The sequence below is a fragment of the Nocardioides sp. IC4_145 genome (assembly GCF_011250565.1).
Taxonomy (GTDB): Bacteria; Actinomycetota; Actinomycetes; order Propionibacteriales; family Nocardioidaceae; genus Nocardioides.
The window spans coordinates 61,318-84,122 of the sequence record NZ_JAANMS010000004.1 but is presented as its reverse complement, the minus strand read 5'-3'; the positions used below and the strand labels follow the sequence as shown (position 1 = coordinate 84,122).

The following is a 22,805-nucleotide window of genomic DNA, read 5'->3' as shown; positions in this document are numbered from 1 at the left end:
CGTCCTCCACAGGCGGCGATGGGTAGAGTCGAGGAGGTGAGCAGCCTGACGTTCCGCACGGTCGGCCTCGGTGACGACGCGCTCGACTACCTGGCCGCCTGGGACCTCCAGCGCGAGGTCCACGCCGAGGTCGCCGACGGGGCGACGCCGCCCACCGTCCTGCTGCTCGAGCACCCGCCCGTCTACACCGCCGGCAAGCGCACCGACCCGCACGAGCGTCCCCTGGACCCGGGCGGCGCCCAGGTGGTCGACGTCGACCGTGGCGGCAAGATCACCTTCCACGGCCCCGGCCAGCTGGTGGGCTACCCGATCGTCGCCCTGCCCGACCACGTCAAGGTCGTCGACTACGTCCGCCGGGTCGAGGAGGCGCTGATCCGGGTGTGCGCCGACCTCGGCGTCATTACCGCCCGCGTGCCCGGCCGCAGCGGCGTGTGGCTGCGGGCCGACGACAAGGGACCGGAGCGCAAGATCGCGGCGATCGGCATCCGCGTCAGCCGGGGCGTGACCATGCACGGGTTCTCGCTCAACTGCGACGTCGACCTCGGCTGGTACGACCGGTTCGTCCCCTGCGGCATCGCCGACGCCGGGGTCACCACCCTCACCGCCGAGCTGGGTCGCCGCGTCACCACCGCCGACGTGCTGCCGCTCGTCGAGCGGCACCTGGCGGCGTACCTCTCCTGGGAGCCGTACGACGCCACGCCGGACTACGACCCGCGCCCCGAGCCCGGGCGCGGCCCCCGCATCGAGCTCCTCACCCCGAAGTAGGAGCTGCCCCCGGCGCGTCCCCGCCCCACCGGTCGTGCCCGCTGCTTTCATCAGCGGGTGCCGGACCTCGCGATCCAGACCCAGGGCCTCCGCAAGGAGTTCCGCACCCGCCGTGGGACGCGCGTCGCGGTGTCCGACCTCGACCTGGCGGTGCCCGCCGGCGGGGTCCACGGCTTCCTCGGGCCCAACGGCTCGGGCAAGACCACGACCATCCGGATGCTGCTCGGGCTGGCCCGGCCGACGCGCGGCACGATGCGCCTGCTGGGCGAGCCGGTACCCGACCGCCTCCCGGCCGTCATCGACCGGGTCGGCGCGGTGGTCGAGTCCCCGAAGTTCTCCCCCAACCTGACCGGTCGGCAGAACCTCCTCCTGCTCTCCCGCTCGATCGGCGTCCCGGACACCCGCGTCGACGCCGCCGTCGAGACCGTGGGGCTCACCGGGCGCGACCGCGACCGGTACAAGGCCTACTCCCTCGGCATGAAGCAGCGGCTCGCCATCGCCGCGACGCTGCTCAAGGAGCCGGACCTGCTCATCCTCGACGAGCCGACCAACGGGCTCGACCCGGCCGGCATCCGGGAGATCCGCGAGACCATCCGCGGGCTCGGCGCCGCGGGCGTGACCGTGCTGCTGAGCTCGCACATCCTGGCCGAGGTCCAGCAGGTGTGCACCTCCGCCACCATCGTCGGCCACGGCCGGCTGCTCGCCTCCGGCACGGTCGAGGACCTGCTGGGCGGGAGCACGGCGCACCGTCTCGTCGTCCCGGACCTCCCCGCCGCGCTCGCCGCGCTGTCGGCCGCCGGCGTCCCCGCCACCGAGCAGGACGGTGCCCTCCGCGTCGAGACCGACGACCCCGCCGCGGTGACCCGGCTGCTCGCCGCGCGCGACCTCTGGCTGACCGAGCTGACCCCGGTGCGCGCCGACCTCGAGTCGTTCTTCCTCCAGCTCACCGCGGCCGACCGCGAGGACGCGGCATGAGGGGGCTGGTGCGGGTCGAGCTGACGCGCCTGCGGTGGCGGCGGGCGGTGCTCCTGCTGCTCCTCGCCTGCCTGGTGGTGCCCGTGCTCATCGCAGCCGCGACCCTGTGGGACACCCGTCCGGTCTCCGAGGCCGAAAAGGCGGAGATCCGGGCGTCGTCCACGCAGGAGATCGCCCGGTGCGAGCGCAAGCCCCGGCAGTACGGCGTCCGGCCGGCGCGCGCCGAGACCCGGTGCGCGGAGCTGGTCGTCGAGTGGCAGACCGCCCGACGGGACCTCAGCCTCGCCCGCGAGCGGACCGGTTCCGGGGTCGGCGTGGCGGGCGTGCTCGTCGTGCTGCTGATGCTGACCGCGACCACGTTCGCCGGGCACGACTGGAACAGCGGGTCGATCAGCAACCAGCTGCTCTTCCGCCCGCGCCGCGGTCGGCTGTGGGCCGCGAAGGCGATCGCGGTCACCGGCGTCGCGCTGGTCGCGGCGGCGGTCGTCAGCACGGCGTACTGGCTGACGATGTGGGCGACGATGCGGGCTCGCGACCTGCCGATGCTCGACGGGGCCCTGACCGACTCGCTCGCCCAGGGCCTGCGCGGAGCCGGGCTCGCAGCCGTGGCCGCGCTCGGCTGCTACGCGTTGACCATGCTGCTGCGCAGCACGGTGGCGACGCTCGGCGTCGTGCTCGCGTTCGGGTTCGCCTCGCTGTTCCTCGTCGAGGCGCTGCCGGTCAGCGGCCGGTGGGAGCCGCTCGACAACGCGGCGGCCGTGCTCCGCAACGGGACGGAGTACTACGTCGACGTGCCTCCGTCCTGCTACGACGGGCGCTACCGGGACCGGCCGGCCGAGGGCTCCACCTGCGACGAGACCCGGGAGCTGCCCGGGTGGCAGGGCGCGTCGTACTACGGCGCCGGCGTGCTGCTGGTCGGCGCGGCGTCCGTGCTGTCCTTCCGCCGCCGCGACGTGCCCTGAGGCCCCGGCGCGACGACCGCAGCTCAGCCGACCCGGCGGTAGTGCGCAGCCATCGCCGGGTAGTAGTCGCGGTCGAAGTCGATGGCGGAGACGTCGCCTCCGGTCTCGGCCGCCACGAGCCGGTCGAGGTAGTACTCCCACCCGGGGCCGACGCTCTCCGCCGCGGCGGGGTCGACCCCCGGCTGCTTGAAGGTCAGCAGCGTGCCGCCGTCGGCCGCCGCCCCCAGCTCCAGCTCGAGGTCCCACCAGTCGTCGCCGACGCGGGAGACCAGGACCAGCCGCAGCGGCGGCTCGCAGACGCTGATCGTCATCTGCTCGGCCGGCGCGTGCTCGCCCTCGGCGGTCATCGTGAACATCACCTGCCCCTCGGCCGGGTCTCCCGTCCACGTCCCGATCCAGCGCTCGAGCCGTGCCGGCTCGGTCAGCGCGGTCCACACCTCCGAGGCGGGCAGCGGGAGGTGGCGGGTGAGCATCAGGGTGCCGCCGACGACGCGGCCGGTGGGAGCGGGCATGGCCCCATGGTGCACCCGGGACGCGTGCCGGGCGGACACGGCTGCCGACTCGGGGCGCCGCACCCCCGCGGCGTACAGTGAAGGACGTGACGCAGGCTCCCGCTCCCGAAGGAAGAAAGCTCCTCCGCCTCGAGGTCCGCAACGCCGAGACCCCGATCGAGCGGAAGCCGGAGTGGATCAAGACCCGGGCGAAGATGGGGCCGGAGTACAAGCACCTCCAGAGCCTGGTGAAGTCCGAGGGACTCCACACCGTGTGCCAGGAGGCCGGCTGCCCCAACATCTTCGAGTGCTGGGAGGACCGCGAGGCCACGTTCCTCATCGGCGGCGACCAGTGCACCCGACGCTGCGACTTCTGCCAGATCGACACCGGCAAGCCGCAGGCGCTCGACCGCGACGAGCCCCGCCGGGTCGCCGAGTCCGTGCAGACGATGGGGCTGCGGTACGCCACGATCACCGGCGTCGCCCGCGACGACCTGACCGACGGCGGCGCCTGGCTGTACGCCGAGACCGTGCGCGCCATCCACGAGCTGAACCCGGACACCGGCGTCGAGAACCTCATCCCCGACTTCAACGGCAAGGCCGACCTGCTGACCGAGGTCTTCGAGTCGCGCCCCGAGGTGCTCGCCCACAACGTCGAGACCGTGCCGCGGATCTTCAAGCGGATCCGTCCCGCCTTCCGCTACGAGCGCTCGCTCGACGTGATCACCCAGGCCCGCGACTTCGGCCTGGTCACCAAGTCCAACCTCATCCTCGGCATGGGCGAGACCCGCGAGGAGGTCAGCCAGGCGCTGCGCGACCTGCACCAGGCCGGCTGCGAGCTGATCACCATCACCCAGTACCTCCGCCCCTCGGTGCGTCACCACCCCGTGGAGCGCTGGGTCAAGCCCGAGGAGTTCGTGGAGCTCGCGGCCGAGGCCGAGGAGATCGGCTTCTCCGGCGTCCTCTCCGGGCCGCTGGTGCGTTCGTCCTACCGCGCCGGACGGCTGTACCGTCAGGCCATGGACGCCCGCGCGGGCGTCGTGACCGCCTGAGCGGCGGCCCACCTCACCTCGGCACGACAGCAAAGGGCACGAACCACCCCCATGGCCAAGGACGCCAAGAACGCCGCCAAGAACGCCGGCAAGGACGCCGCGAAGGCACCGGTCGCGACCGCCGACATGAACCGTCGGCAGCAGCTCGTCGAGACCTACAAGATGACGCGGCGCAACGACCCGAAGGTCGGGCTGCTGACCTTCGGCTCCGCGCTGCTCGCCGGCGCCCTCGGGTTCCTCATCTTCTGGGTGCTGCCCGGCGAGGGCGTCATCGGCTGGATCCTCGCCGTCGTCGGCTCGCTGCTGGCCGGCTCGCTCGCCGCCATGATCGTCTTCGGCCGCCGCGCGCAGAACGCCGCCTACCGCCAGATGGAGGGCCAGCCCGGCGCCGCCGCGGCCGCGCTCCGCATGCTGCGCCGTGGCTGGAAGGCCGACCCGGTCATCGCGTTCAACAAGAACCAGGACGTCGTGCACCGCGTCGTCGGCCCTCCGGGCATCGTGCTCGTCGGCGAGGGCACCAGCCCGACCCGGATCAAGCAGCTGCTGGTCAACGAGCACCGCAAGCACGAGCGCGTCGCCTCCGAGGTCCCGATCCACGAGGTCGTCTGCGGCAACGGCGAGGGCCAGGTCCCCCTGCCGAAGCTGGTCCGCCACGTCCAGAAGCTCGGCCGCCAGGTCAAGCCGGCCGAGATGACCGACGTGATGAGCCGGCTCAAGGCGCTCGACGCCACCCGCTCCAACATCCCGCTGCCCAAGGGCCCCGTCCCGACCTCGATGAAGGGCATGCGCGGCAACCTGCGCGGACGCTGAGCAAGCCAGCCCCGGTCGGCCCCGACAGACACAGAACTGGGGAGGTCCCCCCGCACCTGGTGCGGGAGGACCTCCCCAGTTCCCGTTCGTACGCCGTCAGGCGGTCGGCGAGGGCGCCATCTGGCCCATCATCTGGCTCGGGTCGGGCATCTCGGTGACCTCGCTGGCCGGCGGCGCCTCGATGGTGACGTCGGTGCCCCAGTCGTCGATGACCATCTCGGTCGTCGAGGACTGACCCATGACCGGCATCTCCATCACCATCTGGCCGAACCGGCCCTCCTCGTCCAGCCACACGTCGTACGTCAGCGCCTCGGGCATGCCCTGCAGCGCGGACTTCGGCAGGTCGCCGCCGAGGCTCTCCATGGCGGCCCCGAGGTCGACGGTCATCTCGAAGTGGTCGAGGTCGCGGCCGTCGACGTCCTCCTCGCCGACGTAGACGACCTTCTCGATGCCCTTCTCCATCGCCTGCAGCGAGGCGACAGGGTCGCTCTGCTGGAGCATCTCGTCCATGCCGAGCTCGGCGAACGGACCGTTCGGGTCGGCGGGGTCGACCTTCCAGTACTTGCCCTGGCTGAGGTCGCCGAGGTTCACGTAGCTGATGCCGTCCACGGAGATCACCTTGGTGGTGCCGCCGCCGAAGTCCTGGTCCATCTCGATGGCCGCCGGCGTCTGGGTGTAGTCGATGACGCCCGTGCCGGTGACCTTCGTGCCGCCGAAGGTGGTGCTGGTGCTCAGCTTCGCGGTCGTGGACGCCTCGACGCCGGCGCCGACGAGGTCGACGAACTGCGCGGCCGGGACCTCCTGGCCCTCCTCGAGGTCGTCGGCACCGTCGCTGTCGCTCTCGGCAGCGGCGTCCGCGTCGGGCTCGCTGCTCGCGCTGCTGCTGGCCGCCGGGTCGCTGGCCTCCTCGCTGTCCCCGTCACCACCGCAGGCGACGAGGGCGGCGGAGAGGAGCGGAGCAACCGCCACGGCGGCGAGGAGGCGGCGGGTGCGAGGACGACGGATCACGTGAGGGGCCTTTCGCGGAAGGGAGGCTGACGTCTCCAGCATGGCCCGCGCTCCCCCGCCCCCAAACCTGCGCGCGGGTCACGACCCGGTCACGCAGGGCCTCAGCGGCCGAGCGAGCGGTACGTCTGCAGGGTGACGGTGGCGGTCCCGGCCATCACGTCGTGCAGGCCGCGTCCGTCCGGGCGGTAGACCAGCGGGGGGATGACCAGCGCGATGCCGACCTGGCGCGCCAGGAGCACGAACGGGTTGAGCGGCCGGGTGCCGAGGTCGGCCCGCACGACGCGCAGCCGGGTGGCGAGCTTGCCGAAGCTCCCCCCGGCGGCCCAGGTCAGCAGCGCCGACTCCACGACGTACACGACCAGGACGTACGCCGGCGCAGGACTGCCGGTCGCGGCGTAGTCCTCGAGCCCGATGAACGCGATGACGACCAGCGTCGAGGCGAGCCAGTCGACGAGCAGGGCGGCGATGCGTCGTGCCCAGGTCGCGGTCTCGAACGGGGTCCCCGCGGCTGCGCTCGTCACGGTCCGAGCCTAGGCGGAGGCGCGGGTGGGCTGGACCGCGGGACACCTGTTACACGGCGGAAACAATCTGGATATGGTCGAGAAACCGCCCCCGAGCAGGGTGGCGGCAGTCGTCCGGTGCAGTGCCGCCCCGGCCGTCACGACCCCACAGATTTTCGCCGGCTGCCGGCCCCACGTCGCAGCCACAGGAGGACGAATGTTCCAGAACAGCGACGAGCTGCTCGCATACATCAAGGACGAGGGCGTCGAGATGATCGACGTCCGCTTCTGCGACCTGCCGGGCATCATGCAGCACTTCACCGTGCCGGCCGGAGCGTTCGACCAGAGCGTCTTCGAGGACGGGCTGAGCTTCGACGGCTCCTCGATCCGCGGCTTCCAGGCCATCCACGAGTCCGACATGTCGCTGTTCCCGGACCCGACCACCGCGTACCTCGACCCGTTCCGCAGCGCCAAGACGCTCGTCGTGAACTTCTTCATCCACGACCCGCTCACCGGTGAGGCCTACTCCCGCGACCCGCGCAACATCGCGCGCAAGGCGATGGCGTACCTCGCGACCACCGGCATCGGCGACACGGCGTACTTCGCTCCCGAGGCGGAGTTCTACGTCTTCGACAACGTGCGGTTCGAGACCAAGGCCAACGCCGGCTACTACGAGATCAACTCCTCAGCCGGCGCGTGGAACACCGGTGACGCGTTCGAGAACGACAACCGCGGCTACAAGGTGAAGTACAAGGGCGGCTACTTCCCCGTCGCGCCGACCGACCACTTCGGCGAGCTGCGCGACGAGATGGTCATCGAGATGGAGCGTGCCGGCCTCCAGGTCGAGCGTGCCCACCACGAGGTCGGCACCGCCGGCCAGGCGGAGATCAACTACCGCTTCAGCGAGCTGCTCCAGGCCGCCGACGACGTCATGAAGTTCAAGTACATCGTCAAGAACGTCGCCTGGCGCAACGGCAAGACCGCGACCTTCATGCCGAAGCCGATCTTCGGCGACAACGGCTCGGGCATGCACTGCCACCAGTCGATCTGGAACAACGGCGAGCCGCTCTTCTACGACGAGACCGGGTACGCCGGCCTCTCGGACATGGCGCGCTACTACATCGGCGGCATCCTCAAGCACGCCCCGTCGCTGCTGGCCTTCACCAACCCGACGGTGAACTCCTACCACCGCCTGGTCCCCGGCTTCGAGGCCCCGATCTCGCTGGTCTACTCCCAGCGCAACCGCTCGGCCTGCGTCCGCATCCCGATCACCGGCTCGAACCCGAAGGCCAAGCGCATCGAGTTCCGCTGCCCCGACCCGTCGGCGAACCCCTACCTCGCCTTCTCGGCGCTGCTGCTCGCCGGCCTCGACGGCATCAAGAACAAGATCGAGCCGGCCGCGCCGATCGACAAGGACATCTACGAGCTCCCGCCGGACGAGATGGCCGACATCGACCAGGTGCCCACGCGCCTGGACCAGGTCCTCGACTCCCTCGAGGCCGACCACGAGTTCCTCACCGCCGGCAACGTCTTCACGCCGGACCTGATCGAGACCTGGATCGACTTCAAGCGGACGCAGGAGATCGCGCCCGTCCAGGCCCGTCCCCACCCGCACGAGTTCGAGCTGTATTACGACATCTAACCGGGCCTCCGGCTGCGGTCATTCAGCAACGCCGAACGACCGCAAAGAACAGCCGCTGACCTGCACAAACGCCGCCGAGCGACCTTTTGGTCGTTCGGCGGCGTTTGCTGTTGGTAGCCGCTCGTCTGTTACAAATCCGGTACAAATTTGGGTAGCGCCATCTCCTGCCACACGGTCCTCAGGGGACTCTTCGGGTAGGTCGCGGCCCGGGTCGGTTGCCCGAGCCACCAGCCTGGCATCGCACAGTTGGGCAACCACCGCCGCGATGCCCGAGTCATCTTGCTGCCACATCGTTTCCGCCGACGTGATCGCTCCCATGCCGCCGTCGGACATAGGTGCCCGTAGACCAACTGTCCGTCAACGCCGCGAGGAGGGGCTGGATGATGGCAACGAACTCGAACGTGCCGGCTATGGAACCGGGAATCTTTGGGCCGCGGCGGCGCGGAGACCGCGGAAGCCGGGCACCCAGGCTGGTCGAGGCCCAAGAGTTGTGGGACATCGACGATGTCGCTTCCTACCTTGGCGTGACAAAGCAGACCATCTACTCCTGGCGGACGACAGGTTACGGCCCGGCCGGCTTCCGTGTCGGCAAGCACCTGCGCTGGCGGGCAGCAACCGTGATCAATTGGACGGTGCGACTCGAGGAGAATCAGTGATCCCGACAGGCCATCAGCCTGACCCGGAATCGACTCCATCGCCACCAGCGAGCAGATGCTCATCAGCATGTTTGGTCACCCGGTCCGACGCTGCCGAGGGCTGCCATGGCAAGCATTAGCTCTGGGAGACCATCCGACGACGGCAGCCCTCGCTACGTCGTCAACTACCGAGATCCCGAGGGGCGGCAGCGTCGTAAGACCTTCCGACGCAAGGCCGAGGCGGTTGCGTTCCGCAACACGGTCGAGGCGGACAAACTTCGTGGAACCTACCTTGATGTCGACGCCGGCAGGATCTCATTTCGCGCCTATGCCGAGGAGTGGCTCGACAGTCGGACCTTCAGTCCGCTGACCTACGAGGCGACCGAATTGCGACTCAGGCTCCATGTGTTCCCGACGCTAGGACACCTCGAGCTGCGACAGATCAAGCCGTCGACCATCCAGAAGCTCCTACGGTCGATGGAGATGGCCGAGACCTACAGGCGCGTCATCTTCTCTAACGTGTCTGCCATCTTCTCGGCTGCGGTCGACGACGACATGATTGCCAAGAATCCGTGCAAAGCGAGTTCAGTGACAAGACCCGCAACGTCGCGCCGCAAGGTGGTGCCTTGGCCGACCGAGTGGGTCTCCTCCATGCACGACGCGCTTCCGCCGCAGTACAGGATCGCAGTCACGTTGGGATCGGGGCTGGGACTACGCCAAGGCGAGGTATTTGGGCTCGCGGTCGAGGATGTCGACTTCCTCCGCGGAGTTGTGGAGGTCAGGCGGCAAGTCAAGGTGTTCGGAGGCAACCGCCTGGTCTTTGGCCTGCCGAAGGGCGACAAGACCCGAACCGTCCCCTTGCCCGAGAGCGTCGCGACGGAACTCAGCAACCACCTCGCTACCTACCCGCGACGGAGCATCACGCTTCCGTGGGGAACGCCCCAGGCGGACAAGAAGTCGAGCGCAGGGCTCATACTCACCACACGCGAGCGTTCTGCCCTCAACCGCAACTACTTCAACACACGGCTCTGGAAGCCCGGCCAAGCCCATGTGGGCATCGAGCAATCGCGTGACAACGGCATGCACGCTCTACGCCACTGGTACGCCTCCGTGCTGCTAGACGCCGGCGAATCGATTCGCGCCGTGTCCGAATACCTCGGCCACAGCGACCCCGGGTTCACCTTGCGCACATACACCCATCTCATGCCCAGCAGCACGGAGCGAACCCGTGCAGCAGTGGATGCTGCCTTTGCAGCCGGGCGCCACGCGGGCAAAGAGGCTGACACAGAACTCGAGCAACCCTCTCGGGGCTAGCGGGCGCCAGTCCAGCAACGCAAGTTGACTGACTACCGCAGCGACAGAGGTCGACCCGCTCATGGTCTGCGAGAATGGGCCCTCTCGATGTCTAACACTAGGAGGTCTTGGCACGGTCGAACGCCGTCACTAGCTGTCGAGGAAGTCCCATTCGGCCCCGAGAACCCAGCGGATCGCAGAGATCTTCCCGGAGAGCATCCCCCAGTCGAACTGAGTCTCGGTGTCCTTGCGGAGCAGGTCGACTCCGTACTGTTCCTCAACTCGGCGGGCGGCCGCCTGTGCTGTCGCCCAGATCTCCGCCGAATAGCCCTCGGGGCGCTCGTCACCAATCGAAGCCTCCGAGCGCCCGTACCAGAGCCGATCGAACAGCTCGTGTTCGACCGCCATGATTTCGGAGACACGACGCAGCGCAGACGTCTCAACCTGATGCCTGAACGCGAGATCCATCCGGTCAGCCAGCAGCCTCCGCAGTTGCGGCATTTCCCACGTTCTCACGCGGAACGCCGGCCTCGTCTGGTTGAAGCTCGAGATCCAGTCCTTCGCTCCGTTGGTGAAGAATCCTGAGGCAACAAACAGCACCGTGTCCGGCCGCTCGGCCGTGGCCCAGGCGATCGTCCCTTGTAACGCTTCGGGCGGCACTCCACGTGTGTAGTGCTTGCAGTCGACGAACCACGTCTCGAGATACTGGTGCCCGTCAACGTCGCGGCGTTCGAGCTGAGCCACGATGTCGCGCCCGCGATCGGCCGGCGAGGATTCCTTGGGCGTCCCCTTCCGCCAGTCGACGTTCACGAAACCCGTCTCTGACATCAGGTCGAAGCAGAACTCTTCGAAGTCGGTCGGGCTGAGTGCGTCGAAGCCGACCGCGCCCAAGAGCATCTCAGCTGGGTCCTCTGGGAGAAGGTCGTCAGCCGAGGAGAGCCCGTCGTCGGTCATGCGCCCACACTAGGACGCCAGCGGCCGGCTACTCCCTCTCATCAACTCCCGTCCGTGCCAGTTGCGTGAGATCGAATGAGACGGGAGCCGCCGCGGCCACACTGGTGCGCGTGAAGCCAGACGATCAGGCGCACCCAGGAGGAGTTAGTCGATCGGCTGGGTCGTCGGCTCCTTGATGTAGGTAATGCCGAAGGCCTTGACTTGGCGGTACTGCTGAATCTTGGCGGCAATGTCGAAGGTGTCGTTAGAGACGAATTGGAAGATATCGAGGCCGCGGCCGAGATTGATGCGCCAGCCGGAGTTGGCGCGGATCGACCGGTCGTGGATGGTGTCGCTGAGCTCGACGTCGAGGGTGATGCCCGCGACGGCTGCGGCCTGCTTGACGCGTAGCAGGAACTCCAGTTGCTTCTGGACCTTCTCGGGGCCGTCGGAGGACTCGGTGGTTATGAGCTTGAGCTTGACCTCGTCGGCCGGGTCCTTGACCGCGGCTAGCGCTTCCACGAACTCCATCAGATTGCGCGCCTGATGGAACTGGCGGATGTAGGGGTCGGTGAGGGTGATCTCGGTGGCCCCCCGCAGATACGGGATCAGCATGGTGGCGTAGGAGACGCCGCGCTGGTTCTCCTGGTATTCGCGGTGCCCGGCGTACAGCTCCGGCTTAACAGGCGTGCCCGCAACCCCGTCGGCCGCGCTGGCGGTGGCGCCGCTCCCCTCCTCGCCGGTTGAGTCGGTGGCGTCGGCGCCCTCGGCGTGGCGGGTGCGGTGATAGTGCGTGGGGTACTCGTCTTCTTCGAGGGTGGTGACAGGGTGCCAGCCGCCGTCGTTGTCGAAGTAGCCGAACTTGACCTCGGCCATGGTGGCGTCGATTCGGAGGATCTGGTCCTTGACGCGCTTGCGGCCCTCGATGGCGAACCGCAGGGTCTCCTCGATCTCCTCCTGGGTCGCTTCCCCGTGGGGGTAGAGGATCTTCATCAGTCCGGAAAAGGTCTTGTGGATGCCGTCCCGGTCGCGGGTCGAGATGTCCGAACCCAGCGTGAAGTGCTGCTGGTAGCGGTCGGAGTAGTCCGCGTTGCGCATCGACTTGAGGACTTCGGCAATGTAGTCGACGACGAAGCCGTAGCCCTCGGAGAACATCTCTCCGCGGATGGTGTCGACTTCCCAGCCCGGGATGAAGTGGTGGAGGCGGTCGAGGTACGCCGCGTCGTGATAGCTCTCGGGCAACTCGTCGAACAGGTCGGAGTGCTTCAGCATGTACGGCACATTGTGGGACGTGTTGCCGACGAAGACCATCGACGCTTCTGCGCCGAGCGTCTCCACACCGCGCGAGAACGACTTGTTCGCCATGTAGTTCTTCATGATGTCGACGAGCGCCTTGTCGGTGCGCTTCTTCCTGCCTGCGAACTCGTCGAATGCGACGACGTCCCAGTATCCGACCAGGCCGATGCGACCGTTGGAGTTGTTCACGAAGAGCTTGGGGACGGTTACCTCTCCCCCGGAGATCAGCATGCCGTGGGGTGAGAACTCCGAGAAGATGTGTGACTTGCCGGTGCCCTTGGGGCCGAGCTCGACGAGGTTGTAGTTGCGCTCGACGAACGGGATCAGGCGAACGAGCTGGATGAGCTTGGCGCGACGTCCGAACAGGGCAGGGTTGAAACCGATCGACTGGATCAGCAGGTCGATCCACTCGTCGGTGGTGAACTCACGGCGCGAGGTGGTGTAGCTGTCGAAGTCGAAGTTCGAGAGCTGAATCGGCTTCAGCGAGCCGAGTTGCCAGGGCACGACGCGGGCGTCGTCGAAGTGGAAGTAGTCGATGTCGCAGATGCACCAGACGCCGCCGACGAGGAGCTTGGGGTGAGCGTTGATCGTGGCCGACTCCACGACTACTCCCTTGATGCCGAGGTTCGAGAACTCTGCCTCGTACCGATCGTCCTTGTCGTTGAGAGAGACAGAGACCTTGTCGATGATCTTGTAGCGCCCGCGTTCCTTGATCGTCGACTTCACCAGCTCGGACTGGTTCCGTTGGACGTAGTGGTCGGCGAGGATCTTGCGCACCGAGTCGATGCCGGCCTGGATGGTGGCTTCGTCGTCCGAGGCCGCGTACTGGCCAAGGAGGTACTCCAGGACGTAGGAGGGCACGATCGCGTTGCCCTTGACGGCCTTGACGAGGTCCTTGCGGACCACGAGGCCGGCAAAGTGCTGGTTGATCTTCTTGTCGAGCGCCGTCTGCTCGGGGGTCTGATCTTCCGTCTGCCCCTCGATGGTGCCGTCGAGGAGGTCGGCGGCGATCACGTCGAGATCGGTCTCTTCAGTCATGTCGGCCGCCCTTAGAAGTCGAAGTCCGAGGTGAAGGAGCGCTTGAGGGTGAACATCGCCTTCTCGTACACACGCCATTGGTTCGTGTTGGGAATGAGCTCCTCGAGGCGGAGCTCGACGGCGCGGTTGTTGTAGTCGTTGGCGTCCTGGTTGAGCAGCAGTTGGACGCTCTGGTAGCGGTCCCGCTGCTCGGGAGAGGAGGAGTCGAAGGTCAGCACCGGCGGCGGGTCGTTGGAGATCAGCGTCTCCCCCACGTAAAGCCCAGCGCGCAGCACGCGGGCCTGCACCTTGTCGCTGACGGGCTCCGCCTGGAATAGCTTCACGACCAGCTGGCCGGTGGTGATCTTGTCGGTGTCCGGGAGAACCTTCACGTTGACCAGGCGGGTGTCGCTCTTGCGCTTCTTGTTGATCACGAGCACCGGTACGACGATCTCCTGCAGAGTCGCACCGCCGTGGACGAATCGTGTTCCCCCGCCAGCGAGCTTGAGGCGGTGGATCGACTTGGGAATCTGGACCTCGATGTCGCCGTCGAGATTGAGTTGCTCAGCGGTGAACGTGGCGAAGGCGTCGTCGACCTTCAGCCCGTGACCGAGCACGTAGCGCTTGTTGGCGACGAGAATCTTGTCGCCGTGTGCCTTCTCGGAGAGGAAGAACTGCTCGGGCAGCGCCTCGTCTTGGAAGAGGAAGCCGTGGTCGGCAGTTACGAAGATGTTGGTGGCGTTGGCGTTGGCGGTCTTCTTGACCAGGTCCACCAGCTCGGCCAGCGCCAGCTCGGCGGCTTCGAACACCCGGCGCTCGGTGCCCGGCTTGTCGCCGATCGCGTCGATGACGTCGTGGAAGATGTACAGAACCCGGTTGTTCTTGAACATGTCCCGCCGCTCGTCGGCGGTCAGGGCTCGGAAGGTCTCAGCCTGGATGGCACTGCCGCCCACGGCCTCGAGCACCTTCGAGCGAGGACCCACCCCGTTGGTGGGCAGGCCGTCGGCGAGCACCGTCTTGCCGTCAACGGAGTGTTTCAGAGTGCGGTGCGGCAGGAGCGCGGCCATGCCGAGCTGGGTGTAGCTCGGCAGGACGCCGAGGACGGCCTCGAGGTCGGCGTTGAACCGGTCCTCCTGGCGGATGCGGGAGCGTAGCTCGTCGGCGACCTCGTATCGGAGGGCGTCGGAGACGATGACCACGGCCTTCTTGTCCTCGCGGAGCAGTTGTTCGACGTAGTCGCCGTAGAACAACCGCTGGGAGCGCAGGACGACCGACTGCCAGCTGGTTGCTGCGTCGACCTGCTTCTGCCAGGCGTTGCCGAGCTCGTAGACGAACTTGTTGGTGTACGTCTTCTCGACGAGGTCTCGCAACGCGTCGAGTGGGTTCGGTCCCTCGAAGGAGCGGCGCGCGTAGGTGAACTGGCGGTAGAGCTGGTCGATGCGGAACCAGTCGTTCCGGTAGCGGTCAAGTCCCTCGTCGAAGGCCGAGATCGTGAAATCGATCGTGCTCAGCCGCGACAGCAGGTCGGCGGCCGCGTCGATCGCCGCATACAGCTGGCGGTAACCATCGATCCACACGCTGCTCTGGCGGGCCCGGACGACATCGGCCACCTCACGAGCGGTGACAGTCTGTTCCGTGACCGCTCGAGCAAGGTCCGCAATGATCTTGCGGTCGGTCTCCTCGAACAGGTCATCCGCGACGAGATCTCGGAACGTCGCGTTCTCGATGCTCGCCGTGTAGTCGAGGTCTGCCGATGCCTGCTTGGCGAGGATCGACATCGCGGCTTGGCTGCGGCGATCGTTGCGGAAGCTGGCGAAGTCGAGCTGAATGTTCTGCAGCCCCCCAGGGCGGTCGGACTTGAAACCTCCGAGAGCCGCGCGGAACATCCACAAGACGAAGTCATCGACACTCGGTGCGGTCGACTCGTAGCCGTAGATCGAAGCCGCACCGAGCCAGAGAAAGTCCGCGAGCTCGAGATCGCCGAGGGCGTTGTACTTGGAGTGCTGGCCCTTGGATTTCTCAACCAAGAGCGTCCGCATGATCTCAAGGAGGCTGTGCTCCTTCTGCCCGAGCACCACCGCGGACATCTTGGCGCGAAGGCGGGCCACGTCATCTTCGGCCGTGAGCAGACCCTTAAGGGTCTCGACGCGCTTCCCCGCGTTGAAGAACTTCTCGTGCCGCGCCACGACCGCGTCGATGCCTTCGGCGGTCAGACCGAGCTCTTCCGAGACCAAGGAGCTCCGGTCTGCGGTGAAGACGCCGTACGCCAGTTCGAGATCCAAGAGCCAGTTCCCGACGCCCGCCGGCAGCGGGCCCGATCGGTAGATCAAGAACTTGTCACCGGGCTGCTCGTGCAGCAGTCGGTACTTGACGGCGTACTCGTCGTTTGCGACCCGTAGCGTCGTGACACCCGGCAGGCCAAGGCTGTCGACGACGGAGGCGTATTGACCCTGCGGGTCGTGCCAGAACACGACTCGGCGGTCAACGAAGCGGCGCTCCAGGTGCGGCTTGATATTGGCGACGTCACTCATTCGCTCGCCTCCAAGCCGGCGATCTTCTTCAATGCGCTTCCGAGCTTGGGGTAGTTCGTCTTCACTCCCTCGTCGAGGTCGATGGCGACGTTCCGCGAGGCGAGGGGGTAGAGCACGTCGTGCTCGTACTCATCGAGCTCCAGCAAGACCTTGCGCAGTCGGTCGGCCTCCTTCGCATTGCTGGAGCGGTCGGCGTGCTCCAGGCTCGCCTTCAGCTTGGCCTGCAACTCTCGTAGGTACTCATTGAGCACCGTCGACACAGTCGATGGCGAGTAGCGGTGCATATAGATGAGCGCGTTGAACGAGCCCTTGGGGCTAGAGAACAACCAATAGATCGGCCGCTTCTTGTACCGCTGGACGTGATCCTTGTAGAAGGACTTTACGAAGTAGTCGCGCAGGTTCTTCGAGCCAAGAGACTCAGTGACGAACCGCAAGTTCTCCTCGAAGTGCTGTTGGCCGAACGCCGCGCGAAGAAACGTCCGGAACCTCTCCACGATGTCGTCCTCGAACCACTCGCCATCCACGATCGGAATCACGTTGTCGGTATCGGGCATGAACGTGGGCGACGGGACCTTCGCGAGGTAGTCCTGCAACGTCGCGCCCTGGTCAGCGAGGATCAGCCCGGGCTCGTCCAGGCTGTAGCGCCCAAACATGCATCCGACCGCGTACGACACGAGGTCGTCGATCTTGGCCCTCGTATCGAGTTCAATCCTGATCCCGCGTTCAAACTTGCGAAACTCAAACTCTGGGTTGTTCCGTAGGGTGACATCTTCAGGTGTAGGTGCTTCAGCCATTCGTGCCGGGAGCGACTCTGCCGAAGCAACGAGCCTGTTGTTTCGTTCCTCTAGCTCGGTCATGCGTGAGATGCGCTTCTCCCAGTCGCCACGCACCCTCTCGATTGACGCCTCGACACTCCCCCCGTAGTGGGCTACTTGATCCCGCTCGAAGGTTCGATCAAGTTCGGTAGTTCTGAGATCTTCGTCTGAAATGCCGATCAGTTCCTCGACGTCTCCGACCAGATCTGGATCCGAACGCAGCATGGCGGGGAGCGCCTCGAAGTTGCCGATCTTGAAATGAGTACCCGGGTTGAGGAGTAGGGAGATCTCTGCAACTGCCCGAGTGTTCAAGAACGCGAGAAGCGCATGGCGGTCCTCCAGTTTCTGGGGGAACACCGAATTTGCAGAGGCGTCGAACGCGTACTCGGCTCCGTATGCTCGCCCAACCACGGACCCGATAGACACATCCGACCAACTGACGGATGGGGCAAAGAACTTGTCTACGTTCCGCATCGTCGCTGTAGGCCGCAGGTCGAAAAGCTCTTTGCCGTCGTGGCGCCAGTCAAGAACGAACTCTCTGTTGCCCGACCACTTCCGGTACGGACCTCCCTTGTTGATCGGCACCCACGGCCCATTGGAATCCTCTGTGCGAACGTCGCGGCCGCCGACCTCCCACCAGTACCGGAGAAAGCGTCCGTTGTCGGACGTCGTAATGCCATTCCCTGAGGAGAAGCGCTTTCCAATCGGACCGCAGCGGCTGAAGGCGTCGGCGACCTCGCGGTCGACCCAGTATGCGAACGCCTTCCCTGGCAGGGACTCGATCGCATGCTGCGCAACAAGGTATGAAGCATGTGAGTGATCCAGGAATAGGTCCCTGATCTCCTCGGGCGTCCTGACACTGGAGAAGACGTCGTACAGCTTGCGGTAGACGCCGACGGACCGGTCGTCGTGACCGCGGGTGGCGGCAAAGGCGACCGTTCCATAGTCGACGCCGAAGATTCCTCGCCCTAGGTGCAGGAGGGACGAGATTGTCGAACGACCCAGGAGGTCCTTGCGAAAGTTCGCCGCATCTTGATTGAACATCCAGCTGGCAAGCGTGATCATCGCGAACACGCCGCCTTCAGGCACCAGTGACGCCGCGCGCTCGATGAACATCGTCATGAGGTCGGATTTCGCGGCCGGATACTTCTCCCTGGCGAAGCCCGCGAGGAGCGGACCCATGTTGCTGCTGCCCATGTAAGGCGGGTTCGCGACGACAACTCCGTACCGAGGAAGGAGGAACTCTGCTTGGTAAACCAGCCGGTGTGCCCGCTCGATGGTCTCAGCCCTCAGCAACTCGTCCCCGTGCTCGAAGGTCGCCAGATGGGCGGCCAACTGCGACGTGATGTCGGGGTCAGGCTGGATCAATGAGCCGAAGGTGGCCGCCTCGGCAAGCTGATTCCAGAAGGCTTCTTCAGCGTGGCGATCCCCATCCTTAGTGCGGAGGAAGTCGAGTTCGTCTGGACTGAACGAGATGGGCTCCAGCACGCAGATGTTCGGCTCGACCTGCTTGGTGAAGAACGTCCGCTGTCTGGCGCGGGCCTTCATCGTGAGCGCGAACGCGGCGAGGGCCCCTGCGCGCGGGTCGATCTCTGTGCCGTAGAGGTTGTTGGTGAGGATGAGGCTAGGAATCTCGGCGGGGCCGTATCCCTCTTCCTCGTAGATCGCGTACAGGAGGTCGAACGCGTAGGTGAGCATGTGGCCCGAGCCGCAGGCTGGGTCGATGACCTTGAGGTCCTCGGGCTTGGCGATCCTGAGGAAGTCTGTCACCTCCTCGACAGGTGCAAGGTAGTACTCCATTTGGTCAACCAGGCCAGACGACGGTCGGTTGAGCAGCCAGAGTCGGCCTAGGGAGTTCTCCACGAGGTAGCGGACGATCCAATGCGGGGTGAAGAGCTGGGTGGCGGCGGGGATCTCTCCGGCGCCCGCCTTCTTACTCTTCTTGAACCCGGCGAATACCTCGTCCTTCCGCTCGGCAATGTAGAACTGGTAGAGCCAGCCAATAACTTCGACGTCCCTGCAGACCTCTTCGGTAAGTACCTTGACCGAGCGGTTAAGGACTGAGTCGTCGGCGAGCAGGTTGGCCGGGATGAGCAGCTCGGTGTAGTCGCCCTCGCGCTCGAACATGAAAGGCATGGCGCGGTTCCAGTGTCGGCAGTAGTCGGCGAGCAGGAGTGCATATGCCTCGCCCTGGGGGCTGGCGCTTGCGCGCGTGCCGTCAAGAAGCGCGGCGACCGCCGTACAGGTCTTTTGACTCGCGACCTCGGTGTCGATAACTCCGCGCTTGGCTTCGGCGAGGATCTCGGGTTGGCCGACCTCGACGCCGGCCTGGGGGGAGACGACGCCAATGCCGGTGTAGCCGTTGGCATCCATGAAGCGAAGCGCGACGATCCGGTTGAACCAGGTGTAGGCGACCTTGTCTGCGACGGCCGAGCGACCCTCATCGCCGCCGCCGGCAGCGGTGACGGCCCTCTCCAGGGCATAGACCGCCTTGCCCTGCTCGACGCGCTCCGATGAGCCTGGCGCGAGCACGGCAGCGACGCGGGCGGTGACCTCGCGGATGAGCGCGGTACGTGCCCAGGTCGCGAAGTTCTTCAGCAGTGCGGTTTCCATCAGAGGGTGATTCGCTTTCCGTCGTTCAAGGTCTCAATGAGCGCGCTGCGCAGGGCGGTCAGGTAGTTATCGACGTCTGCCTCGGTCTCGAGGACTCCAGACGCACCTGGCACCAGGACGGTCTTCACAGAGACGGTCTGCTTGACCGGCTCTGGATCGGGGCTCGGGGTCGCCGGCGACGATGCGAGTAGGTCGAGTAGCCCCGGGTACTCGCTGGACTCGAAGTTCGAGCCGATCTGCTGGATGAGCGCGACCTGGTTCTCGGTGGCGATCCGGGCGAGCGTCTGGTCGATCCGCTGGACGGCGCGCTGCTGGGCCTCCGGTGTGGCGGCCACGTAATACGCGGTGTCGGCGAGCTCGCTGCGGCGGCGCTCCACGGTGCTGGCGACCGCCGCCCGACTGTCCGCAACAACACTGTCGATCTGGCCTCGCAAGGCGTCAGTTGCTTGCTTGAGCTGGGCCATCTTGCTGCCACGGAAGGCGTTGGGGTCGGCGAGCGCAGTCTTGATGGCCTCATCGCTGCCCGAGGGCAGGTAGTTGAGATTGCTGGCGTGGGTGGTGAGGAGAGCTGCGGCGTCGTCGTAGATCGTCCGCTGTGGTCCGTTGACGAAGGACTGGATCGGGTCGATCACGTGGTCCTTGGCTTCGAGGAGGTCGTCGCCGAGGTCGAAGTCGTTGAGGTACCAGTCGTCGCTCTTGCCGACCGCCTGTTCCAGCAGGTCGATCGGGCCGCCGAGCTGCTGGACGAACGGGTAGCGCGAGACGTTCAAGGCGGCCCGCAACTCGTCGAGCTTGCCCTTGAGCTTGTCGCCGCCATGGCGGGCCAGCTCGAGTGGGTCCTTGGGAGCGCTGGGCTCGTCGAAGAAGTCGATGCAGAACTTGCGGAACGTTGCGAGCTTGCGCTCGTCGAACGTCTTCTGCGCCGCGATGACCTGGTGGCCGTGCTTCTGCGTGTTTCGCAGCGCGGTTGCGATTTCGGTCCGCTTGAGGACGTTGCCATCCATCGTCAGCGTTACCTTCGAGGCCCCGACCAAGGAGGCCACGATGACCTCGATCGAGGCGAGGTCCCATCCGTAGGGCTTGGCCTGGAAGGTGTCGACGATCGTCTTCATCGTTACCTGTTCGCCTTGTCCGGTCTTGCGCAGGATCGTCGAGAGGACCTCTTGGGCGGCCTGGTCGATCTTCATCAGTGCGTCGGCGTCGAAAAGGCCGCTGTCGGGGTTCGCGGCGCCCGCCACCTGCTGCTCGCTGTAGGTGATGCCGCCGAGCAGCTTGAGCTGGGTGTAGGTGCGGCTGATGAGTTCCTGGAAGCCCTCTGTCACTCGTCCGAGTGCGTCGGTCGAGCTGGCGGGGACGTCGGCTGCGTTGATGATCAGCCCTGCCTTGCCGACGGCGGTCTGGATGCGCTGGGCGAGTTCCTTCTCGCGTTCACGGTTGAGGGTCGCCTTGGTTTGGAGGATCTGCTCTTCGATCGCTGAGAGTGAGCTGGTGCGCTTGCGCTTGATGTACTTGTCGGTCTTGAGAAGCAGCCGCAGGTCGGTCAGCACGCGCTCGTCGGGGTCAAGCACCACCCGCAGCTCGTCCTTGCCGGCGCTGTGCATCCGGGTCTCGTCCGCGGTGTAGGGGTAGTCCGGGGTGATGAAGTGGGCGGAGAGTTCCTTCTGCTGTCCGTGGACCTGGTCGTCGAGCTTGAACCCGAACGGGAAGTCCTGGCCGTTCTTGGCGTAGCGGATCTTGTTGGTCCTGATGACTTCGACCGAGAGCACCTTGAACAGCTGGGAGCTGACCTCGGAGGCGTCGATGTCGACGTTCTTGATTTCCTCCTCGATGACCTGCTCTTCGTTGGTGAGGTACTCGTAGACCTGGCCGTTGCGCTGGATGTAGGTCTGCCGCTCCAGCTCGGCGAGCGCTTCCTTGACGTCCTCGGCCAGCGCCGGCAGATCGAGCCCGAAGCGGTCGTAGACGAGCACGGTGAGGTTGCGGGCGGTGGCTTGGAAGCTCTCGACGTACTTGACGAGGAAGAGTGCCTTGAGGAGCCGGATGGCCAGCTCGTTGTCGAGGTTGCGCTCGGCGACGAGGATTTGCTGCTGGGCCTGTGCCTTGAGCGAGGCGCGGATGCCTTCGAACATGCGGTCAAAGGTGGCCAGCGTTCCGAGCTCGCCGGTGCCGACGACCTTGGCGACGTCCTGGACGACGCCGAGCATGGACCGCTCACCGACGGAGCTGTTGCGGCCTTCGAAGGCGTTGTGGTCGGAGATCCCGATAATCGCGGCCTGGAAGAGTGGGAACTGGTAGCTGACGAATGGGTAGGTGCCGACGAAGTGCTCTTCGTCGGTGTAGTTGCGGTACTTCTTCGCGCCGTCGACGAAATCGAACAGTGTCTTGAAGTTGGCCGACTCGAAGGCGTAGATCTCTCGGAGCGCGGCGGCTCCGTCGTCGTTCTTCTCGAGCAGGCGCTTGCGGATGACTTCCTCGACGTCGGCGCTGGTGAGGTGGACGCGGGTCTTGAACCGTGCCTGGATCTTGGAGAAGTCGTTGCCCTGCTGCTTGGTGCGGTCACCGACGACCTTGTCCATGTCCTCCTGGGAGGTCACGAAGACCCAGGCCCGGCCGCCGCACTTGGTGTTGAGGCTTTCGGCGATGGTCTGGAGGTTGAGCATCAGGTGGGTGTTGGACCCGATGAACTGGCCGACCTCGTCGACGTAGAAGTTGAGGCGGAAGCCGTCGGGCTGCTGGTCGAGCCATGCCTTGACCTCGTCGGCGAAGTCCTCGATGGAGACCGCGTAGGACTGCTGGTACTGCTTGATGATTCCGTCGGTCGCCTGGCCGTTGATCTCGGCAAAGGCACGGTCGATCGAGGCGCCCTCCAGGGCGCTCTGCTCGCGGCCCTGGCTCCACGGGATCTTGGCGATCTGCTCGAAGGCCTCCTTGAACGCCTCGTACTGGCCGCGGGTGTCGAGGTCGCGCTCGAAGCGGGCGACGTGGCCCTGGTTGCCGTAGTAGCCGCGGCTCTCGTCGAAGACCTTCACGAACACCTTGAGCAGCGCGTCGGCCTGGTCCTTTGTGATGAGGGTGGCCTTCTGGTCGATGTTGAACAGCAGGCTCTTGGCCGCGATGCGCTCGGCCTTGGTCAGCAGCGCGGGCAGGAACGATCCGGTGGCCTTGGAGCGAAAGCTCTCCGAGACCTGGCTGCGGTCGAAGTCCTGGCCTTCGACGTCGCCGAGCAGGTGCGCGAGCATTTTGAGCAGGTGTGACTTACCGGAGCCGAAGAAGCCGGAGATCCAGACACCGTTGGCGTTGGTGTAGTTGGTGTAGGCCTCCAGCAGGAGCTCGAGGCCCTTGGCTGCCTCGTTCGTCAGGACGTACTCGTCGACCTCGGTGCTCAGGTGTGCAGCGTCGTCGGCCTTGATGACGCCTTCGATGGGGCGCTGGACGTCCTTGGCGAAGGTCTGGTTCAACAGCATCGG

Annotated in this window: 17 protein-coding genes; 8 read left to right on the top strand and 9 right to left on the bottom strand. The window is 66.0% G+C overall.

Translation table 11 applies throughout. The annotated features are described in order from the left end of the window. Window positions 1-36: 36 nt before the first annotated feature. From lipB to G6553_RS03515, 3 genes are read left to right on the top strand one after another with little or no spacing between them, the layout of a single operon-like run. Complete coding sequence (gene lipB / locus G6553_RS03525) at window positions 37-765, top strand: lipoyl(octanoyl) transferase LipB (protein ID WP_347565465.1); 729 nt, start codon at window positions 37-39, stop codon at window positions 763-765. A gap of 57 nt (window positions 766-822) precedes the next feature. Beyond that, window positions 823-1,740 (top strand): ATP-binding cassette domain-containing protein, encoded by a 918-nt coding sequence (locus G6553_RS03520; RefSeq protein ID WP_166189222.1) that lies wholly within the window; start codon window positions 823-825, stop codon window positions 1,738-1,740. Next, on the top strand, window positions 1,737-2,702 hold the full coding sequence (locus tag G6553_RS03515) for a hypothetical protein (RefSeq protein WP_166189220.1): 966 nt from the start codon (window positions 1,737-1,739) through the stop codon (window positions 2,700-2,702). Before G6553_RS03520 ends, G6553_RS03515 begins: the two co-directional genes overlap by 4 nt. 23 nt (window positions 2,703-2,725) lie before the next feature. Here G6553_RS03515 and G6553_RS03510 read toward each other — a convergent pair whose 3' ends face one another. After that, window positions 2,726-3,214: an SRPBCC domain-containing protein gene (locus G6553_RS03510; RefSeq protein ID WP_166189219.1), complete on the bottom strand. Its 489-nt coding sequence runs from the start codon at window positions 3,212-3,214 to the stop codon at window positions 2,726-2,728. An 86-nt stretch (window positions 3,215-3,300) separates the two neighbouring features. Here G6553_RS03510 and lipA point away from each other — a divergent pair, with 86 nt between their 5' ends. Together lipA and G6553_RS03500 are read left to right on the top strand one after the other, a co-directional pair. Then, window positions 3,301-4,245: a lipoyl synthase gene (lipA, locus tag G6553_RS03505; RefSeq protein WP_166189217.1), complete on the top strand. Its 945-nt coding sequence runs from the start codon at window positions 3,301-3,303 to the stop codon at window positions 4,243-4,245. Between the two features lie 51 nt (window positions 4,246-4,296). After that, window positions 4,297-5,055, top strand: coding sequence for a DUF4191 domain-containing protein (locus G6553_RS03500; RefSeq protein WP_347565464.1), 759 nt, complete (start codon window positions 4,297-4,299; stop codon window positions 5,053-5,055). A gap of 96 nt (window positions 5,056-5,151) precedes the next feature. Here the strand turns inward: G6553_RS03500 and G6553_RS03495 are convergent, their stop codons facing one another. Together G6553_RS03495 and G6553_RS03490 are read right to left on the bottom strand one after the other, a co-directional pair. Continuing rightward, window positions 5,152-6,063 (bottom strand): hypothetical protein, encoded by a 912-nt coding sequence (locus G6553_RS03495; RefSeq protein ID WP_166189215.1) that lies wholly within the window; start codon window positions 6,061-6,063, stop codon window positions 5,152-5,154. A gap of 101 nt (window positions 6,064-6,164) precedes the next feature. After that, the gene (locus G6553_RS03490; RefSeq protein WP_166189213.1) at window positions 6,165-6,584 is read right to left on the bottom strand and encodes an RDD family protein; all 420 of its coding nucleotides are present in this window, start codon (window positions 6,582-6,584) and stop codon (window positions 6,165-6,167) included. Window positions 6,585-6,780: 196 nt separating this feature from the next. On the opposite strand from G6553_RS03490, the gene glnA reads away from it, so the two are divergent. Next, window positions 6,781-8,205: a type I glutamate--ammonia ligase gene (glnA, locus tag G6553_RS03485; RefSeq protein ID WP_166189211.1), complete on the top strand. Its 1,425-nt coding sequence runs from the start codon at window positions 6,781-6,783 to the stop codon at window positions 8,203-8,205. An 18-nt stretch (window positions 8,206-8,223) separates the two neighbouring features. On the opposite strand, the gene G6553_RS03480 is transcribed toward glnA, so the two are convergent. Beyond that, window positions 8,224-8,538 (bottom strand): hypothetical protein, encoded by a 315-nt coding sequence (locus G6553_RS03480; RefSeq protein ID WP_166189210.1) that lies wholly within the window; start codon window positions 8,536-8,538, stop codon window positions 8,224-8,226. 50 nt (window positions 8,539-8,588) lie between these two features. On the opposite strand from G6553_RS03480, the gene G6553_RS03475 reads away from it, so the two are divergent. Together G6553_RS03475 and G6553_RS03470 are read left to right on the top strand one after the other, a co-directional pair. Beyond that, window positions 8,589-8,861, top strand: a complete 273-nt coding sequence (locus G6553_RS03475) for a helix-turn-helix domain-containing protein (RefSeq protein ID WP_218279195.1) — start codon at window positions 8,589-8,591, stop codon at window positions 8,859-8,861. Between the two features lie 105 nt (window positions 8,862-8,966). Next, entirely contained in the window at window positions 8,967-10,154 is a 1,188-nt protein-coding gene (locus G6553_RS03470; RefSeq protein ID WP_166189208.1) for a site-specific integrase, read from the top strand. 129 nt (window positions 10,155-10,283) lie between these two features. Here G6553_RS03470 and G6553_RS03465 read toward each other — a convergent pair whose 3' ends face one another. The 5 genes from G6553_RS03465 to brxC all read right to left on the bottom strand — a co-directional run bounded on the left by G6553_RS03465 (window position 10,284) and on the right by brxC (window position 22,802). Continuing rightward, the gene (locus G6553_RS03465) at window positions 10,284-11,087 is read right to left on the bottom strand and encodes a restriction endonuclease (RefSeq protein ID WP_207619306.1); all 804 of its coding nucleotides are present in this window, start codon (window positions 11,085-11,087) and stop codon (window positions 10,284-10,286) included. A gap of 144 nt (window positions 11,088-11,231) precedes the next feature. Then, window positions 11,232-13,400 (bottom strand): BREX system Lon protease-like protein BrxL, encoded by a 2,169-nt coding sequence (gene brxL / locus G6553_RS03460; RefSeq protein WP_166189206.1) that lies wholly within the window; start codon window positions 13,398-13,400, stop codon window positions 11,232-11,234. Window positions 13,401-13,411: 11 nt separating this feature from the next. Then, on the bottom strand, window positions 13,412-15,910 hold the full coding sequence (gene pglZ, locus G6553_RS03455; protein WP_166189204.1) for a BREX-1 system phosphatase PglZ type A: 2,499 nt from the start codon (window positions 15,908-15,910) through the stop codon (window positions 13,412-13,414). After that, a complete protein-coding gene (pglX, locus tag G6553_RS03450) occupies window positions 15,907-19,338 on the bottom strand; it encodes a BREX-1 system adenine-specific DNA-methyltransferase PglX (protein WP_166189202.1) in 3,432 nt (1,143 codons plus the stop codon). The genes pglZ and pglX overlap by 4 nt, the downstream gene beginning before the upstream one ends. Continuing rightward, complete coding sequence (gene brxC, locus G6553_RS03445; RefSeq protein ID WP_166189200.1) at window positions 19,338-22,802, bottom strand: BREX system P-loop protein BrxC; 3,465 nt, start codon at window positions 22,800-22,802, stop codon at window positions 19,338-19,340. The genes pglX and brxC overlap by 1 nt, the downstream gene beginning before the upstream one ends. Between the last annotated feature and the right edge of the window lie 3 nt (window positions 22,803-22,805).

Excerpts from the sequence above, each read along its gene's own strand:
- G6553_RS03515 (WP_166189220.1), top strand. The coding sequence starts at position 1,737 with ATGAGGGGGCTGGTGCGGGTCGAGCTGACGCGCCTGCGGTGGCGGCGG.
- G6553_RS03510 (WP_166189219.1), bottom strand. The coding sequence starts at position 3,214 with ATGCCCGCTCCCACCGGCCGCGTCGTCGGCGGCACCCTGATGCTCACC.
- G6553_RS03500 (WP_347565464.1), top strand. The coding sequence starts at position 4,297 with ATGGCCAAGGACGCCAAGAACGCCGCCAAGAACGCCGGCAAGGACGCC.
- glnA (WP_166189211.1), top strand. The coding sequence starts at position 6,781 with ATGTTCCAGAACAGCGACGAGCTGCTCGCATACATCAAGGACGAGGGC.
- G6553_RS03480 (WP_166189210.1), bottom strand. The coding sequence starts at position 8,538 with ATGTCCGACGGCGGCATGGGAGCGATCACGTCGGCGGAAACGATGTGG.
- G6553_RS03475 (WP_218279195.1), top strand. The coding sequence starts at position 8,589 with ATGGCAACGAACTCGAACGTGCCGGCTATGGAACCGGGAATCTTTGGG.
- G6553_RS03470 (WP_166189208.1), top strand. The coding sequence starts at position 8,967 with ATGGCAAGCATTAGCTCTGGGAGACCATCCGACGACGGCAGCCCTCGC.
- G6553_RS03465 (WP_207619306.1), bottom strand. The coding sequence starts at position 11,087 with ATGACCGACGACGGGCTCTCCTCGGCTGACGACCTTCTCCCAGAGGAC.
- brxL (WP_166189206.1), bottom strand. The coding sequence starts at position 13,400 with ATGACTGAAGAGACCGATCTCGACGTGATCGCCGCCGACCTCCTCGAC.
- pglZ (WP_166189204.1), bottom strand. The coding sequence starts at position 15,910 with ATGAGTGACGTCGCCAATATCAAGCCGCACCTGGAGCGCCGCTTCGTT.
- pglX (WP_166189202.1), bottom strand. The coding sequence starts at position 19,338 with ATGGAAACCGCACTGCTGAAGAACTTCGCGACCTGGGCACGTACCGCG.
- brxC (WP_166189200.1), bottom strand. The coding sequence starts at position 22,802 with ATGCTGTTGAACCAGACCTTCGCCAAGGACGTCCAGCGCCCCATCGAA.